The 16,528-nt window shown below is 68.0% G+C and carries 15 protein-coding genes; 13 read left to right on the forward strand and 2 right to left on the reverse strand.

The genetic code is table 11. The features are described 5' to 3' along the window. Window positions 1-105 precede the first annotated feature (105 nt). Genes ASPU41_RS13475 through ASPU41_RS13485 form a run of 3 tightly spaced genes read left to right on the forward strand, consistent with a single transcriptional unit; the run spans window position 106 to window position 1,950 of the window. Window positions 106-831 (forward strand): DUF3710 domain-containing protein, encoded by a 726-nt coding sequence (locus ASPU41_RS13475; protein WP_069951357.1) that lies wholly within the window; start codon window positions 106-108, stop codon window positions 829-831. Beyond that, entirely contained in the window at window positions 824-1,243 is a 420-nt protein-coding gene (locus tag ASPU41_RS13480; protein WP_069951358.1) for an OB-fold nucleic acid binding domain-containing protein, read from the forward strand. The genes ASPU41_RS13475 and ASPU41_RS13480 overlap by 8 nt, the downstream gene beginning before the upstream one ends. Continuing rightward, window positions 1,240-1,950 (forward strand): DUF3159 domain-containing protein, encoded by a 711-nt coding sequence (locus tag ASPU41_RS13485; protein WP_069951359.1) that lies wholly within the window; start codon window positions 1,240-1,242, stop codon window positions 1,948-1,950. Before ASPU41_RS13480 ends, ASPU41_RS13485 begins: the two co-directional genes overlap by 4 nt. Window positions 1,951-2,014: 64 nt before the next feature. On the opposite strand, the gene ASPU41_RS13490 is transcribed toward ASPU41_RS13485, so the two are convergent. Next, on the reverse strand, window positions 2,015-2,809 hold the full coding sequence (locus ASPU41_RS13490) for a potassium channel family protein (RefSeq protein ID WP_069951360.1): 795 nt from the start codon (window positions 2,807-2,809) through the stop codon (window positions 2,015-2,017). Next, window positions 2,810-3,481, reverse strand: a complete 672-nt coding sequence (locus ASPU41_RS13495) for a potassium channel family protein (protein ID WP_069951361.1) — start codon at window positions 3,479-3,481, stop codon at window positions 2,810-2,812. It abuts the gene before it with no gap. Window positions 3,482-3,610: 129 nt separating this feature from the next. Here ASPU41_RS13495 and ASPU41_RS13500 point away from each other — a divergent pair, with 129 nt between their 5' ends. The 10 genes from ASPU41_RS13500 to ASPU41_RS13545 all read left to right on the forward strand — a co-directional run bounded on the left by ASPU41_RS13500 (window position 3,611) and on the right by ASPU41_RS13545 (window position 16,501). Then, on the forward strand, window positions 3,611-5,587 hold the full coding sequence (locus ASPU41_RS13500; protein ID WP_197515651.1) for an APC family permease: 1,977 nt from the start codon (window positions 3,611-3,613) through the stop codon (window positions 5,585-5,587). After that, window positions 5,584-6,942, forward strand: coding sequence for a class I SAM-dependent RNA methyltransferase (locus ASPU41_RS13505; protein ID WP_069951363.1), 1,359 nt, complete (start codon window positions 5,584-5,586; stop codon window positions 6,940-6,942). The genes ASPU41_RS13500 and ASPU41_RS13505 overlap by 4 nt, the downstream gene beginning before the upstream one ends. Window positions 6,943-7,113: 171 nt before the next feature. After that, on the forward strand, window positions 7,114-9,927 hold the full coding sequence (locus ASPU41_RS13510) for an aconitate hydratase (protein WP_069951364.1): 2,814 nt from the start codon (window positions 7,114-7,116) through the stop codon (window positions 9,925-9,927). Between the two features lie 161 nt (window positions 9,928-10,088). Beyond that, entirely contained in the window at window positions 10,089-12,062 is a 1,974-nt protein-coding gene (gene dxs / locus ASPU41_RS13515; RefSeq protein WP_069951365.1) for a 1-deoxy-D-xylulose-5-phosphate synthase, read from the forward strand. Then, window positions 12,059-12,604, forward strand: a complete 546-nt coding sequence (locus ASPU41_RS13520) for a DUF402 domain-containing protein (RefSeq protein ID WP_069951366.1) — start codon at window positions 12,059-12,061, stop codon at window positions 12,602-12,604. The genes dxs and ASPU41_RS13520 overlap by 4 nt, the downstream gene beginning before the upstream one ends. After that, the gene (locus tag ASPU41_RS13525) at window positions 12,601-13,158 is read left to right on the forward strand and encodes a hypothetical protein (RefSeq protein ID WP_069951367.1); all 558 of its coding nucleotides are present in this window, start codon (window positions 12,601-12,603) and stop codon (window positions 13,156-13,158) included. The genes ASPU41_RS13520 and ASPU41_RS13525 overlap by 4 nt, the downstream gene beginning before the upstream one ends. A gap of 76 nt (window positions 13,159-13,234) precedes the next feature. After that, entirely contained in the window at window positions 13,235-13,453 is a 219-nt protein-coding gene (locus tag ASPU41_RS13530) for a hypothetical protein (protein ID WP_069951368.1), read from the forward strand. 61 nt (window positions 13,454-13,514) lie between these two features. Beyond that, complete coding sequence (locus ASPU41_RS13535; protein ID WP_069951369.1) at window positions 13,515-14,492, forward strand: aldo/keto reductase; 978 nt, start codon at window positions 13,515-13,517, stop codon at window positions 14,490-14,492. A gap of 66 nt (window positions 14,493-14,558) precedes the next feature. Then, window positions 14,559-15,590, forward strand: a complete 1,032-nt coding sequence (locus tag ASPU41_RS13540) for a nucleoside hydrolase (protein ID WP_069952691.1) — start codon at window positions 14,559-14,561, stop codon at window positions 15,588-15,590. 62 nt (window positions 15,591-15,652) lie between these two features. Beyond that, window positions 15,653-16,501, forward strand: coding sequence for a glycosyl transferase family 9 (locus ASPU41_RS13545; RefSeq protein ID WP_069951370.1), 849 nt, complete (start codon window positions 15,653-15,655; stop codon window positions 16,499-16,501). Window positions 16,502-16,528 lie beyond the last annotated feature (27 nt).

Here is a 16,528-nt window from a genome sequence, read left to right on the forward strand (position 1 = left end):
ACTACGGCCGACCGCTCTTGCTGCATGAGACAGACTCGGACGGCGGGCGCCACGCGGACGCGGGGCGACGCGGCGGCACAGGATCACAACTAAGGAGACAACCCCATGGTTTTTGGGCGTGGCTGGAAAGCCAAGCAGGAACAGCTGACCGATCCCGGGGAAACCCAGGAGGCAGTAGCTGATGCCGGCGACTCCGCCGGGGCTTCCTCCGCAGTGCCGGTCCGTGGCACCACGGGTCCTTTCGACGTCTCGGAAATCGAGGATCAGGACGGCTACGTGGACCTCGGAGCACTCCTGATTGCCCCCGCCGAAGGCCTGCAGCTTCGGCTCGAGGTTGAGGAGGCGACGCAGCGCGTCGTCGCCGTCACCATGGACCTGAACGGCTCAAGCCTGCAGCTCCAGGCCTTCGCGGCTCCCCGCTCCGAAGGCCTGTGGGACGAAATCCGTGAGCAGATCGCCCAGTCGGTCGGCAGCCAGGGCGGCCAGATCGAGGAGATCCAGGGCGGTTTTGGCCCCGAACTGCTCGCGAAACTGCCGGCCAGCGGTACCGACGCAAGCCAGGGCTACCGCGTCGCCCGCTTCATCGGCGTGGACGGTCCGCGCTGGTTCCTCCGCGGCGTGTTCGGCGGCGAGGCCGCCGTGGACCGCGATGCGGCCGCCGGGCTGGAGGCGCTGTTCCGGCAGATCGTGGTGGTCCGCGGTGAGAACCCGATGCCGCCGCGCGATCTGCTGCAGCTCCGCCTGCCGAAGGATAACGCCGTGCCCGCACCGCAGTCCGCCCCGGATCTTGAACAGCCCGAACGCGGACCGGAGACTACCCAGATTGGCTGATGCCCCCCGCCAGGATCCGGCCTCCTCCGTCTCCGTGAGGGGGTTGCCGGTCCGCGGCCGCGTGCTGTGCCACGGCTACATCGAATCGGTCACCTACCCGCCGGCGAGCCAGGTGGCAGCATTCACCGCGGTCGTCGTCGACCATGATGCGCCTCCGGCCCGGACCCGCGTTGCCGGTACCGTCCCGGCCGGATCCGAAACGCCAGCCGCCGCAGCGCCGGCCGGGACCCCGCGCCAGCGGCCCTCGGTTCCCACGGACCGGCTCCGGGTGGTCTGGCTGGGAAGGCGCCGCATCCCCGGGATCGACGCCGGCACCGAACTCCGGCTCCAGGGCATGGTCACCGTGCGCGACGGGCTGCCGACGATGTTCAACCCCCGCTACGAAATACTCTCCCGCCAGGAGGAGCAATGACCTTGCCCGAGAAACCCGAGCGCCCGGCAGTCCAGCCCACGGTGGCGCAGCTCGCCGAAGGCTATGCGGCCAAAGCCGGACTGCACCGTTCCAGCAACGGCAACATCAACGTGCTCAAGAGCGCCGGCGGGATCCAGGGCATTGCCGAAAGCATCCTCCCGGGTCTGGTTTTCCTCATTGCCTTCACGATCACGCGCGAACTGCCCCTGGCCCTGATCTCCGCACTCGCCGTGGCCGCGGCGTTCACCGTCGTCCGGCTCGTCCAGCGCAAACCGCTGACGCAGGCACTGGCGGGGATTGCCGGCGTCGGGCTTTCCGCGTGGCTGGCCAACACCACCGGCAAGGCCGAGGACTACTACCTCCCGGGATTCTTCACCAACGCCGCCTACATCGTGGCGATGTCGATATCGGTTGCCGTCCGCTGGCCCTTCGCCGGGCTGATCTTCGGCTTCATCCGGAACGAGGGGCTGGAGTGGCGGAAGAATCCGGCCCGGGTCAAGGCGTACCAGATCGGCACCTGGGTGATCATCGGAGTGCTGGCCCTGCGGCTCATGGTCCAGGTCCCGCTGTACTTCATGGGCGAGACCGGCTTCGCGGCCCTCGCCACAACACGTCTCCTGATGGGTGCGCCGCTGTACATCCTGGGCATCTGGGTAGCCTGGCTGCTGACCCGGCCCGCTCCCGCCGCAACGGACACGGCCGCCTAGCCTCCGTTGCGCTATCGGTAAGCGTCGTTCACAGCGTGCAGAACGTGCTGACAGCGCAACCTGGCTACCCGTCGAAGCCGTCGTCCTCGCCCGGAGGGATCTCGTGGCCTTGCCGGTCCGCGGCGGCACGGTGCTGGCCGTTTTCGTGGCCGTCGCCGCCGTCGTCCCCGTTGTCGTTGGCGTCCTCGTCATCGCCCTGGGACTCCGGCGAGAGCAAGGCGCGCAGCTCGTCCTCGGCCGCGATCGTGGTCACGAAGAACAGTTCGTCCCCGCCGTCGATCACGTCATCACGGCTCGGCGTGATCGGCGCCTGGTCCCGCAGGATCGCCACCAGGGTGGAATCCTCGGGCCAGTCGATGTCGCCCACGGTCAGGCCCAGCACGTGCGAATCGTGGGGGACCGTGAACTCGACCAGCGATGACACGCCGGTCTGCAGGGTCAGCAGGCGGACGAGGTCGCCGATCTCCACCGCCTCCTCCACGAGGGCGGTCATCAGCTGCGGGGTATTCACCGCCACGTCGACGCCCCAGGAATCGTCGAACATCCAGTCGTTCTTGGGGTTGTTGACCCGGCCGACCGTCCGTCCGACGCCGAACTCGGTCTTGGCCAGCAGCGAGACGACCAGGTTGACCTTGTCGTCACCGGTGGCGGAGACCACGACGTCGGCGTCCTCCAGTTTCGCGTCCTGCAGGGTGCTCAGTTCGCAGGCATCGCCGACCAGCCAGTGGGCGCCGCGCAGGCCGCTGCGGCCGATCACCTCGGGCTTCAGGTCGATCAGCAGGATCTCGTGTTTGTGGGCCAGCAGTTCGCGCGCGATCGAGGAACCGACGCTTCCCGCCCCGACAATGACGACTTTCACTTAGGACTCCTCGGCGGGGGACTTGGCAAGAATGTGGGCGACTTCGGTGCTGCGGTCCACGCCCAGCATGGCGTGCACGGTGTCGCCGTCCTGGTAGAGGGTGCCGGCCACGGGCAGCATGCCCTCGCCGAAGCGTGTCAGGTAGGCGACCCGGACGCCGGCGGCCTTTTCGATCGAGGTGACCGGGTGGCCGATCCATTCCGGGTTCAAATCCACCTCGGCGAGCACGAGCCGGCCCGAGGGGTCCCGGTAGTCACCGGCCAGATGCTGTTCGGGCAGGATCCGCCGGAGCACCTGGTCCGCGCTCCAGCGCACGGCGGCGACCGTGGGGATGCCCAGGCGCTGGTAGATCTCCGCGCGGCCCGGGTCATAGATCCGGGCGACAACGTGGGGGACGTGAAAGGTTTCGCGGGCCACCCGGGTGGCCAGGATGTTGGAATTGTCACCGCTGGAGACGGCGGCAAAGGCATAGGCCTCGGCAACGCCGGCCTGCTTGAGGGTCTCCCGGTCAAAGCCCACGCCGGTGACCTTGCGGCCGGTGAAGCCGGTGCGGAGCCGCCGGAAGGCGCGGTCGTCCTGGTCGATGATGGCCACGGAGTGGCCCGCGTCCTCGAGTGTGTGCGCGAGGGTTGCCCCCACGCGGCCACAACCCATAATCACGAAGTGCGCCAACCGTGCCTCCTGTTGTTCGGGTACTGCTGCTGCGTAAAACTCTACCGGCCAGCCAGCCCCGGGAGCCGCCCGGACGGACGGGATCGACGCCGTCATGACATCGCGTCCGAATCGGACTAGCTTTGTGTGGTGCCGACAATTTTCAATGCCGTGAAGCGGGTGCTGGTAGGCAGGCCGTTCCGGAACGACAACCTGGCCCACACCCTTCTTCCCAAGCGGATCGCCCTGCCCGTTTTCGCCTCCGACGCGCTGTCCTCCGTGGCGTACGCGCCGGACGAAATCCTCCTGACGCTGGCGCTGGCCGGCGTCAGTGCCGTGGCGTTCTCGCCCTGGGTCGGGCTGGCCGTTGTGGTGGTGCTGCTCACCGTCATCGCCTCCTACCGCCAGAACGTGCACGCCTACCCCTCCGGCGGCGGCGACTACCAGATCGCCAACGAGAACCTGGGCAAATATGCCGGTCTCACCGTCGCCTCCGCGCTGCTGGTCGACTACGTGCTGACCGTTGCCGTGTCGATGTCCTCCGCCGCCACCTACCTGACCACCGCCGTGCCCTCGCTGCACGGCCAGCAGGCCACCATCGCCACGATCGGCGTGGTGGTCCTGGCCCTGGTGAACCTGCGCGGCATCAAGGAAGCCGGCACGCTGTTCGCCCTGCCGACCTATATCTTCATGGCGTCCATCCTCGGCATGACCGCCATCGGTGTTTTCCAGGCCGCCACCGGGCAGCTGGGCGAGGCGCCCTCCGCGGCGTTCGCGATCGTTCCCGCGCCCGGCTTCGACGAGGGACTCGTCGGGCTCGCCGGGGCGTTCCTGCTGCTTCGGGCGTTCTCCTCCGGCGCCGCGGCGCTGACCGGCGTCGAAGCGATCAGCAACGGAGTCCCGAACTTCCAGAAGCCCAAGAGCAAGAACGCGGCCACCACCCTGCTGTTGCTCGGTGTGATCGCCTCCGCCATGCTGGCCGGCATCATCTACCTGGCCAACGCCACCAAGGTGCACATCGTGCTGGACCCGGCCACGGAGTTCCTGCTGGACGGCAAGCCGCTGCCCGAGGGCTACATCCAGAGTCCCGCGATCAGCCAGATCGCCCAGACGATCTTCGGCGCGGGGTCCTTCGCGTTCTTCCTCATCGTCGCCGCCACCGGCGTGATCCTTGTCTTCGCGTCCAACACGGCGTTCAACGGTTTCCCGGTGCTCGGCTCGATCCTGGCCCAGGACGGTTACCTGCCCCGCCAGCTGCGCACCCGCGGGGACCGGCTGGCCTTCAGCAACGGTGTCCTGGCGCTGGCCGCCGGCGCCCTGGTGCTGATCATCGCGTTCAACGCGGACGTCACCAAACTCATCCAGCTCTACATCGTGGGTGTTTTTATCTCCTTCACCATGAGCCAGCTCGGCATGGTCCGGCACTGGGGGCGGGAACTCAAACTCGCCAAGGACCCGGCCGTGAAGCTGCGGATGCTCAAATCCCGCACCATCAACATGGTCGGTTTCGGCATGACCGCCCTGGTCCTGCTGATTGTCCTCGTCACAAAGTTCCAGCAGGGCGCCTGGATCGCGCTGCTGGCCATGTTCGTCCTGTTCCTGATCATGTGGAGCATCCGGGCGCACTACGACAACGTGGCCAAGGAACTGGCCGTGGATGAGGACTCCTCGCCGCGGGCCCTGCCCACCCGTGTGCACGCCGTGCTGCTCGTCTCGCACGTCCGCAAACCGGTGCTCCGGGCGCTGGCCTACGCCCGGGCGTCCCGGCCCTCCCGGCTGGACGCCGTCACCGTGGACATCAGCAGCGAGGAGACCGAGCAAACCATCGCGGACTGGGCGAAGCTGGAAATCCCGGTACCGTTGACGGTGCTGGCCAGTCCGTTCCGCGAAACGGTGACGCCCATCATGGAGTACATCAAGAACATGCGGCGCGATTCGCCCCGCGACTTGATCGTCGTCTACATCCCCGAATACGTCGTGGGTAAGTGGTGGGAACAACTGGTGCACAACCAGACCGCGCTGCGCATCAAGACCCGGCTGCACTTCGAGCCGGGCGTCATGGTGGCCAGTGTGCCGTGGCAGCTGAAATCATCCGAAGAAGCCAAGAGACTGCAGGACATCCAATGAGCTCCGACACCCAGACGCAATCCCACACCGAACTGATCGTCGACGTCGGGCGCGTCGCCCACGGCGGGCACTGCGTGGCCCGGCACGAGGGCCGCGTGGTGTTCGTCCGCCACGGCATCCCCGGCGAGAAGGTCCGGGTCCGCCTCACCGAGTCCGGCCCGGACGCCAAGTTCTGGCGCGGCGACGTCGTGGAAGTCCTGGCGGCTTCCCCGGACCGGGTGGAGCACTTCTGGGACCTGGCGGATTCCGCGCGGTCCTGGTCGCACCGCCACCCTCCGGTGGGAGGCGCCGAACTCGGCCACATCTCCCTCGCACGCCAGCGCAGCCTCAAGGCCGAGGTGCTGGCGGAGCAGCTGCACCGGCTGGCCGGCGTCAACCTCCCGCACGCGGGAAAGGGCATCGTGGAGGCCGTGGGGGAGTCCGGAACCCCGGCGGCGGCGGGCCTGGCCTGGCGTACCCGCGCTGGTTTCGCGGTGACCCCCGCCGGAAAGCTCGGCATGCACGCGCACCGCTCCAGCCTGGTCCTCCCGGTCCGGGAGATGCCCCTCGCCGTGGAGGCCATCAACGCCCTCCGGCTCTGGGACATCGACCTGCAGGGCATCGAGCAAGTGGAGGTCGCCGCCCCGGCCAACGGCTCCCGCCCGCTCGTGCTCCTGGTCCCGGCCCCGGGAACCCGGGCCAAGCGGCTCAGCGCGGTCCTCGCGCAGCTGCCTGAGGACGTTTCAGTGGCCAGCTTCGATCCGGTCAAGGGCGAGGTGCTGCGGCTGCGCGGCCGCACCTACGTGCAGGAGACCGCGTCCGGCCACGACTACCGTGTCACCGGCGACGGTTTCTGGCAGATCCACCGCGACGGCCCGGATACCCTCGTGGGCGCCGTGACCGGCTTCCTGCACGACGGCGGCTTCCTGGAACCCGGCGCCGTGGTGGCAGACCTTTACGCCGGGGCGGGCCTGTTCACGGCCCCGCTCGCGGACGCCGTGGGCGCCACCGGGTCCGTGCTGTCCGTGGAAGGCTCGCCCGGCAGCAGCCGGGACGCCCGCAAGAACCTCCATGAGGCACCCCAGGTCGAGATCGTCCAGGGCCGGGTGGAAAGGGTCCTGCGCGAGAAGGCACGCAAGTTCGACGCGATCCTGCTGGACCCGCCCCGGGCCGGTGCCGGCAAGGCCGTCGTGGACCAGCTGATCGGGGCGGGCACCCGCGCGGTCGCCTATGTGTCCTGCGATCCGGCGTCCTTTGCCCGCGATGTGGGCTACTTCCAGCAGTCCGGCTGGGAACTGGCCGGGCTGCGGGCCTTTGACCTGTACCCGCACACCCACCACATGGAGACTGTGGCGCTACTGACTCCCCGGGGCTAAGGCCACTAGGATGGGCGGAACAGTCCGACGTCGCGCTCCGTAATCACGGCTGACCTCCTGCATCCTGTACTGATCCTTGTGTGAACAAGGCCAAGCACTAGTTAGGACCACCTAACTAGCAAGGGGTCTGCGGCAAGACAAAGATGAAACTGTTGCGAGAGGAGTCCTGCGATGAGCATTGTGGACAGCTTCGGTTCAAAAGGCAAACTTAATGTAGCCGGTACCGAATACGAAATTTTCCGGTTGAACTCCGTTGAAGGTGCAGAAAACCTTCCGTTCAGCCTCAAGGTATTGCTTGAAAACCTGTTGAGGACCGAGGACGGCGCCAATATTACGGCCGATCACGTCCGAGCACTGGCCGGCTGGGACCCCAGCGCCGAGCCCGACACTGAAATCCAGTTCACGCCGGCGCGCGTGATCATGCAGGACTTCACTGGCGTGCCCTGCGTTGTGGACCTTGCGACCATGCGTGAAGCAGTCAAGGAACTCGGCGGGGACCCCAAGCGGGTCAACCCGCTGGCACCCGCCGAAATGGTGATCGACCACTCCGTGCAGATCGACGCCTTCGGCAACTCCGGCGCACTGGAGCGCAATATGGAGATCGAGTACCAGCGCAACGGCGAGCGGTACCAGTTCCTGCGGTGGGGCCAGACCGCGTTCGATGACTTCAAGGTCGTCCCGCCGGGAACCGGCATCGTGCACCAGGTCAACATCGAGTACCTGGCCCGCACGGTCATGACCCGCGAAATTGACGGCGTCGTCCGGGCCTACCCGGACACCTGCGTCGGCACCGACTCGCACACCACCATGGTCAACGGCCTGGGTGTGCTGGGCTGGGGCGTCGGCGGCATCGAAGCCGAGGCAGCCATGCTTGGCCAGCCCGTCTCCATGCTCATCCCGCGCGTCGTGGGCTTCAAGCTGACCGGGTCCATCCCGGCCGGCGCGACCGCCACCGACGTCGTCCTGACCATCACCGAGCAGCTGCGCAAGCACGGTGTGGTCGGCAAGTTCGTGGAGTTCTACGGCGAAGGCGTCGCGGCTGTGCCGCTGGCCAACCGCGCCACGATCGGCAACATGAGCCCGGAGTTCGGCTCCACGGCCGCGATGTTCCCGATCGACGACGTCACCCTCGACTACCTGCGCCTCACCGGCCGCTCGGACGAGAACGTTGCCCTCGTGGAGTCCTACGCGAAGGAACAGGGCCTCTGGCACGATCCTTCCAAGGAGATCAAGTTCTCCGAGTACCTCGAGCTTGATCTGTCGACGGTTGTCCCGTCGATCTCCGGCCCGAAGCGTCCCCAGGACCGCATCATCCTCACGGAGTCCAAGGACCAGTTCCGCCAGGACCTGCGCAACTACGTGAAGGAAGAGCTTGTCGACGGCAGCCTGGACGAGGCGATTGACGAAAGCTTCCCCGCTTCGGATGCCCCCTCATTCACTGCTTCGGGATCGCACCTGACCGACGAGGCCCCGCACGCGCACGGCCCCAAGTCCGACGGCCGCCCGTCCACCAAGGTCAGCGTCAAGACCGCTGACGGCCGCGAGTTCGAGCTGGACCACGGTGCGGTGTCGATCGCCTCGATCACCTCCTGCACCAACACGTCCAACCCGTCCGTGATGCTGGCTGCCGCACTGCTGGCCCGCAACGCCGTCGACAAGGGCCTGACCTCGAAGCCGTGGGTCAAGACCTCCGTGGCGCCCGGTTCCAAGGTTGTCACCGACTACTACAACAAGTCGGGCCTGACCCCGTACCTGGAGAAGCTCGGCTTCTACATCGTCGGTTACGGCTGCGCGACCTGCATCGGCAACTCCGGCCCGCTCGACGTCGAAATCTCCGAGGCCATCCAGGCCAACGACCTTTCCGTCACCGCCGTGCTCTCCGGTAACCGCAACTTCGAAGGCCGGATCAACCCGGACGTGAAGATGAACTACCTGGCCTCCCCGCCGCTGGTCATCGCTTACGCCCTGGCCGGTACCATGGACTTCGATTTCGAGAACGACGCCCTGGGCCAGGACGAGGCCGGCAACGACGTCTTCCTGAAGGACATCTGGCCGAACCCGGTCGAGGTCCAGCAGGTCATCGATTCCTCGATCGACAAGGAAATGTTCGCCCGCGGCTATGAGGGCGTCTTCGAAGGCGACGACCGCTGGAAGGCACTCTCCACCCCGGCAGGCGACACCTTCGCCTGGGATCCGAAGTCCACCTACGTCCGGAAGCCCCCGTACTTCGATGGCATGAAGGCACAGCCGGAGCCCGTCAAGGACATCACCGGCGCCCGCGTGCTGTTGAAGCTTGGCGACTCGGTCACCACGGACCACATCTCACCGGCAGGTTCCTTCAAGTCCGACACCCCGGCCGGGCAGTACCTGCTGGCCAACGGTGTGGAGCGCAAGGACTTCAACTCCTACGGCTCACGCCGTGGCAACCACGAGGTGATGATCCGCGGAACGTTCGCGAACATCCGGATCAAGAACCAGATCCTGGACGGCGTCGAAGGTGGTTTCACCCGCGACTTCACCCAGGCCGACGGCCCCCAGGCCTACGTCTACGACGCAGCGCAGAACTACGAGGCCGCCGGCATCCCGCTGGTCGTCCTCGCAGGCAAGGAGTACGGCTCCGGCTCATCCCGTGACTGGGCAGCCAAGGGCACCGCACTGCTGGGCGTCAAGGCTGTCGTGGCTGAAAGCTACGAGCGCATCCACCGCTCCAACCTGATCGGCATGGGTGTCCTGCCCCTGCAGTACCCGGCCGGCCAGAACGCGGCCAGCCTCGGGCTCACCGGCACGGAAACCTTCGCGGTTGAGGGCGTCACCGCCCTGAACGAGGGCACCACGCCGAAGACGCTCAAGGTCACCGCCACGGCCGAAGACGGCACCGTCACGTCCTTCGATGCGATCCTGCGCATCGATACCCCGGGCGAGGCTGACTACTACCGCAACGGCGGCATCCTGCAGTACGTGCTGCGCCAGATCTCCGCCAACTAGCGGGGAGCTCCTCCGCACGGAGGAACAGCTGCCACAGCACCAAGGCCCCGGCCGGTCCCAGACCGGCCGGGGCCTTTTCGTGCCGGAACGCGTTCCGGCACCGGGCCGACTCCGGAGGCGTTAGAGTTAAAAGGCATGTCTACCACCCGAAGGAGGGGCCGTTGGGAATCTTGGAGACCATCCGGAATCCGCAGGACCTGAGCAGGTTGTCCGAGGCGCAGCTGGATCGGCTGGCAGCCGAGGTCAGGGAATTCCTGATCGGCAACGTCTCCCAGACCGGCGGGCACCTGGGCCCTAACCTCGGCGTCGTCGAACTGACCATCGCGGTGCACCGGATCTTCGATTCCCCCCGTGACAGCATCGTCTTCGACACCGGCCACCAGTCGTACGTGCACAAGCTCCTCACCGGACGCCAGGACTTCAGCACCCTGCGCCAGCAGGGCGGCATGTCCGGCTACCCGGACCGCGCCGAATCCGAGCACGACATCGTCGAAAGCTCGCACGCCTCCTCCTCGCTCTCCTGGGCGGACGGGATCTCCCGCGCCCGGCAGCTGACCGGCGACGGCGACCGGTACGTCATCGCCGTCGTCGGTGACGGCGCCCTGACCGGCGGCATGGCCTGGGAGGCGATCAACAACATCGCCGCCGACAAAAAGCGCCGCGTCGTGATCGTTGTGAACGACAACGGCCGCTCCTACGCCCCGACCGTGGGCGGCTTCGCGGACTACCTCGCCTCGCTGCGCCCCACCATCGACTCCTTCCGCGCCGCGCCGGCCTATGAAGGCACCCTGGACTGGTGGCGGAAGAAGCTGCAGAACGGCGGACCCGCGGGGCAGTTCGCCTACCGCAGCCTGCACGCCATGAAAAAGGGCGTCAAGGACTGGTGGGCCCCCCAGGGCATGTTCGAGGACCTCGGCATGAAGTACATCGGGCCCGTGGACGGCCACGACCTCCAGGCCATGGAGCACGCCCTGTCCACCGCCAGGAACTACGCCGGTCCCGTCATCGTGCACGCCATGACCGAAAAGGGACACGGCTACGCGCCGGCCCGCGCGCATGAAGCCGACCAGTTCCACGCCGTCGGGATCATCGACCCGGAGACCGGCGAACCCACCGAGGCCGGAGGCGCGAAGTCCTGGACCGCCGTCTTCGCCGACGAGATCGCCGACATCGCGGACGAGCGCAAGGACATCGTCGGGATCACCGGCGCCATGCTCATCCCCGTCGGGCTGCACAAGTTCGCCGCGCGGCACCCGGAAAGGGTGTTCGACGTCGGCATCGCCGAACAGCACGCCCTCACCTCCGCCGCCGGGATGGCGTTCGGGGGACTGCACCCCGTCGTGGCGGTCTACGCGACCTTCCTGAACCGCGCCTTCGACCAGCTCCTGATGGACGTCGCCCTGCACAAGGCAGGCGTCACCATCGTCCTGGACCGCGCCGGCGTCACCGGACCCGACGGCGCCAGCCACCACGGCATGTGGGATATGGCCATGGTCCAGATCGTTCCCGGGCTGCACCTCGCCGCGCCCCGCGACGCCACCCGGCTGCGCGAGGAACTGCGCGAGGCCGTCGCGATCGAGGACGCCCCGACAGTGCTCCGCTACTCCAAGGGCACCGTGGGGGCCGAGATTGAGGCCATCGAACGGCTCAGCGACGGCGTCGACGTGCTGGCACGCCGCCCCGCGGGCTCCAGCGAAAACGACGTCCTGATCGTCAGCGTCGGGGCAATGTCCGAACTCGCCCTGGACGTCTCGAACCGGCTCGGCGCGCAGGGCATCAGCTCCACCGTCGTGGATCCCCGCTGGCTCCTTCCGGTCCGGAAATCCATCATCGCCCTCGCCTCCCACCACCGGCTCGTCATCTGCATCGAGGACGGCGTCCGCGCCGGCGGCGTCGGATCCCGGATCCGCCAGGAAATGCGGGCCGCCGGGGTGGACACCGCACTGAACGAGGTCGGCCTCCCGGTGGCGTTCCTGGACCACGGATCCCGCAGCCAGGTACTCGAGCGGGTGGGTTTGACCGCGCAGCAGATCACCCACGACGTCGTGGCGCAGGTCCTGGGGACAAAGGTGCCGTTTGCGCGCCCGCTCCCGGGCCAGGAACACCCCAGCACGGGCAGCCTGCCGATTCTGTGAGGATCCCCGACGGCCTGGCCCCGGGAGACCTCGTGGTCTCGCGGAACCGGAAATGGAACGGCACGGCCCACTGGGTGGTGCCCGGAACCTATCTCGGCGAGGACGCCCACGGCTGGTGGATCTTCCAGGGCACCAACGAGTTCTGCTCCCGCCCGGGCGCGGCGTTCTACGCCGCATCCGACGCCGTGCTGCTCATCCCGCGCTCCGGCGAGTACGTGGCCACCTTCTATGACGAGGCCCACCCCGCCGCCGTCCAGGTCTACGTGGACCTCGCGACGGACCACGGCTGGAGGACCATCCGGCCCGGGGTTACCGAGTTCCACCTGATCGACATGGACCTGGACGTGGTCCGGACCGTGGACCGCGGAGTGTACGTGGACGATGAGGACGAGTTCGCCGAGCACCGGATCGAAATGGACTACCCCGCAGACGTGGTGGACCGGATCAGTGCGGCATCGGACCAGCTTTACCAGGCCGTGAAGGCACAACAGCCACCCTTCGACGGCACAGACCGCGAATGGTTCAGGAGAGGACGGGCATGAGCGGGATTATCCGGGTTTACAAACGCAGCGACGAAGGGGTCCTCGAATTCAGGGAAGCCTGGTTTGACGAGGACTACAGCCAGTTCGTGATGAACCACGGCGTCGTCGGGCACCAAAGCAAGACCGAGGAGACCGACGTCGCGGACGCCGCCGCCGCGGAGGGCCTGATGGATGCCTTCGCGGTGCAGTGCGCCGAGGACGGCTTCGCCGAAATCCCCGAGGAGGAGCAGTTCTGGGTCGTGGCCCAGTACGCCCTGAAGACCAAGGACGGCACGGACCGTGACCGCTACCTCGAGGAAAAGGCCAAGGACGCCCTGATCAGCCACCTGGCCTGGCGCGGGCTCGGCGTTGTGGACCGCTCGGAATTCTCCGACGCCAAACTCAACATCTTCATCCTCACCCCGGACATCAACAAGGCCGTCAACGCGATCAAGGTCTGCATCCGCGGCGAGGACCTCGACTTCACCAAACTGAGCATCGGCGCCGCAGCCTACGGCGAGACCTCTTTCAAGCTCAAGCACTCACCGAAGCCGGCCAACAGCTTCACCCTGTAGCACCCTGTACCTTCAGGGCAGTTCCACCGGCAGGATCCACATCAGTTTTGGGGGCATCGACTGGAAGGTATGCATCATGGCACCGAAATCCGTTGAACCCGGCCGTACCCCGCTGCCGCGGGGGATCGCGGCTCCCGCCCGCCGGGCCCTCGCCCACGCCGGCGTCGAGACCCTCGAACAGGTGGTGGCCATGGGCGGGCGTGTCCTCGCCGGGATGCACGGCATTTGTCCGCGGACGCTCGCCCAGCTTGAGGATGCCCTGGACGAGCGCGGGCTGGAACTGCCCGCAGGGTAGCGCCGGGCCTGCAGCGCCGGTCCTGCCAGGGGGCGCTGCCGGCCGTTATAGGCTGAACCCCATGACTGAATACCGCCGCGTAGGAAATTCCGGACTGACCGTCTCCGTCGTGGGGCTGGGCTGCAACAACCTGGGCCGGCCCGGCACGGCGACCGAGTCGCAGCAGGGGACCGACGCCGTTGTGCACGCTGCCCTGGACGCCGGAATCACCTTCTTCGACGTCGCCGACACCTACGGCCGGGAGCCGGGCCTCAGCGAGACCATGCTGGGCCGGGCGTTGCAGGGCCGCCGCGACGACGCCGTGCTCGCCACGAAGTTCGGCATGGACATGCGCGGGGCCAACGGCAACGACTTCGGCGCCCGCGGCTCCCGCCGCTACATCATCAAGGCAGCCGAAGCCTCGCTGCGCCGGCTCGGGACAGACTGGATCGACCTCTACCAGTTCCACACCCCCGATCCGCTGACCCCGGTCGAGGAGACCCTCGCCGCCCTCGACGAGCTCGTCACCAGCGGCAAGGTCCGCTACATCGGCCACTCCAACCGCGCCGGCTGGCAGATTGCCGAGGCCGAATTCGTGGCCCGCGCCCGCGGGGGAGCACGCTTCATCTCCAGCCAGAACCACTACAACCTGCTGGACCGACGGGCCGAACTCGAAGTCACGCCCGCCGCCGAAGCCTTCGGCCTGGGCGTGCTGCCGTACTTCCCGCTCGCCAACGGGCTGCTGACCGGCAAGTACGCCAAGGACACCGCGCCGGCGGGCTCGCGCCTGAGCCATACCCGCACCAACCTGGTCCACGACGCCGACTGGGAACAGCTCGGTGCCTTCAGCGCCTTCGCCGCCGAGCGGGGCCTCAACGAGATCCAGGTGGCGTTCTCCTGGCTCGCGGCGCAGCCCTCGGTCAGCAGCGTCATTGCCGGCGCCACCCGGCCCGAACAAGTCCGGCAGAACGCCGCCGCGGTGGCCTGGATCCCCAGCGCCGCGGAACTCGCCGAACTCGACGACATCTTCCCGCGCACGCCCAAGGTCGCACTGTTCTAGATGGAGCCCGAACTGCCGGGCGGCGGGCTCCTCCCCGGGATTCCCGTCCCGGCGCACACCATCCTGATGGACGTTGACACTGGAATCGACGACGCCCTGGCTCTCGTCTACCTGCTGTCCCGGCCGGAGGTCCACCTGCAGGCCATTACCTGCACGGCGGGGAATGTTGGTGCCCGCCAGGTCGCGCTCAACACCCTGGCGCTGCTGGAACTGTGCGGGCGGCCGGGAATCGAGGTGGCCACCGGCGCCGAGGTGCCGCTGGAAATCCCGCTGGTCACCACCGAGGAGACCCACGGGCCGCAGGGGATCGGCTACGCCGAGCTGCCGGCGCCCGCCCAGCGGATCTCGCCGCGCCACGCCGTCGACGTCTGGGTGGAGGAAGTCCGGGCGCACCCGGGGGAGATCACCGGGCTGATCACCGGGCCGCTGACCAACTTCGCCCTGGCGCTGCGCCGCGAACCGGAGCTGCCCCGGCTGCTCAACGGCCTGGTCATCATGGGCGGGAGCTTCTACTACCAGGGCAACACCACACCCACGGCGGAATGGAACGTCTCGGTGGATCCGCACGCGGCCCGGGAAGTCTTCGCCGCCTACCGCGGCCTGCCGGAGGACAAACTGCCGGTGGTGTGCGCGCTGGAGACCACGGAGCGGATCGAGATGCTGCCGGAGCACCTCCGGCGTCTCGGCGAGGCCGCCGGGGCCGGGCCGGAACTGGTCCTCCCGGGGCAGCCGGAGGGCCTCCGCAGCACCTCAGCCAGCCCGCTTGTGGCCTGTCTGTCGGATGCGATCCGGTTCTACATGGAGTTCCACCGGCTCTACGACCAGGGCTACGTGGCGCACATGCATGACGCGTTCGCGGCCTGCGCCGCTGTCGCACGGACCCCGTTCACCACCCGGCTGGCAACCGTCGACGTCGAAACCCGCTCGCCCCTGCTGATCGGCACCACGGTAGCGGACTTCCGCGGGCTGTGGGGCCTGCCGCCGAACGCCCGGATCGTCGCCTCCAACAACCCGGAGCACTGCTTCGCGGAGCTGATTTCCTCCGTGGGCGCGCTGGCGCGGCGCAGCGCGTCCGGCGGGCCGCCCGCCACTGGTTAGGATAGGAGCTGCGCCGAGGTGACATAGGCGGATGTTGCAGCCCCCACCGAAGGACCATCCCCATGTCACAGCAGTCCCTGACCCTCCCTGCCACCGGATCCGGTGCCGGTTCCGCCGCCGGCACAGCCAAGGCTCGGCGCAACCGCCGCCTGCTGGAACTCGCCGGTGCCGCCGCAATCGCAGGCACCTACCTCTTCCTGATCCTGACCCAGCCCGCGGACATTGCCAACGGCCCGGCCAGCGTCGCGGCGCTCGTTGCCCTCGGCGGATTCTTCCTGGGCGCGGTGCTGCTGATTGCCGCGGCGCTTCCGGTCCTGCCCACGTCCACGCTGGTGCTGATGCCGGTCGCGCTGGTCCTGAATGTGGTCCTGGGACAGCTCATGGGCAGCACCGGGCTGCCGTTCTACTTCGATGCCATCGGCACCGTCCTGATCGCCGTCCTCGCCGGTCCGGCGGCGGGTGCCGCCACGGGCGCGCTCAGCAGCATCGTGTGGTCCTTCTTCAACCCGACCGTGCTGCCCTTCGCCGCCGGCGCGGCGCTGATCGGATTCCTGGCCGGACTGGCCGCCCGCGGCGGGCTGTTCCGCCGCTTCTACCTGGCGCCCGTGGCCGGATTCTTCACCGGCATCCTCGCCGGCGTGATCTCCGCCCCGATCGCGGCCTTCGTCTTCGGCGGCACCGCGGGCCTCGGCACCGGGGCGCTGGTCAGCGCCTTCCGTGCCATGGGCGACACCCTGCTCGCAGCCATCACCAAGCAGGCGCTGATCTCGGACCCGATGGACAAGGCCATCGTCTTCGCCATCGCCGCGATGCTGGTCTACGCGCTGCCCCGCCGCACCACCGCCCGGTTCCCGTTTGTCCGGCGGCACCGGGTGCTCGCCGGCAGGACCCCGGCCTCGCCGGAAGCCTGAGCCCGAAGCCTGACACGGACTGCCCCG

It is taken from the genome of Arthrobacter sp. U41 (assembly GCF_001750145.1).
Classification (GTDB): domain Bacteria; phylum Actinomycetota; class Actinomycetes; order Actinomycetales; family Micrococcaceae; genus Arthrobacter.

Bases quoted from the DNA above. Each gene is read 5' to 3' on its own strand.
- ASPU41_RS13475 (WP_069951357.1), top strand. From the start codon at position 106: ATGGTTTTTGGGCGTGGCTGGAAAGCCAAGCAGGAACAGCTGACCGAT.
- ASPU41_RS13485 (WP_069951359.1), top strand. From the start codon at position 1,240: ATGACCTTGCCCGAGAAACCCGAGCGCCCGGCAGTCCAGCCCACGGTG.
- ASPU41_RS13505 (WP_069951363.1), top strand. From the start codon at position 5,584: ATGAGCTCCGACACCCAGACGCAATCCCACACCGAACTGATCGTCGAC.
- ASPU41_RS13510 (WP_069951364.1), top strand. From the start codon at position 7,114: ATGAGCATTGTGGACAGCTTCGGTTCAAAAGGCAAACTTAATGTAGCC.
- ASPU41_RS13525 (WP_069951367.1), top strand. From the start codon at position 12,601: ATGAGCGGGATTATCCGGGTTTACAAACGCAGCGACGAAGGGGTCCTC.
- ASPU41_RS13530 (WP_069951368.1), top strand. From the start codon at position 13,235: ATGGCACCGAAATCCGTTGAACCCGGCCGTACCCCGCTGCCGCGGGGG.
- ASPU41_RS13535 (WP_069951369.1), top strand. From the start codon at position 13,515: ATGACTGAATACCGCCGCGTAGGAAATTCCGGACTGACCGTCTCCGTC.
- ASPU41_RS13540 (WP_069952691.1), top strand. From the start codon at position 14,559: ATGGACGTTGACACTGGAATCGACGACGCCCTGGCTCTCGTCTACCTG.
- ASPU41_RS13545 (WP_069951370.1), top strand. From the start codon at position 15,653: ATGTCACAGCAGTCCCTGACCCTCCCTGCCACCGGATCCGGTGCCGGT.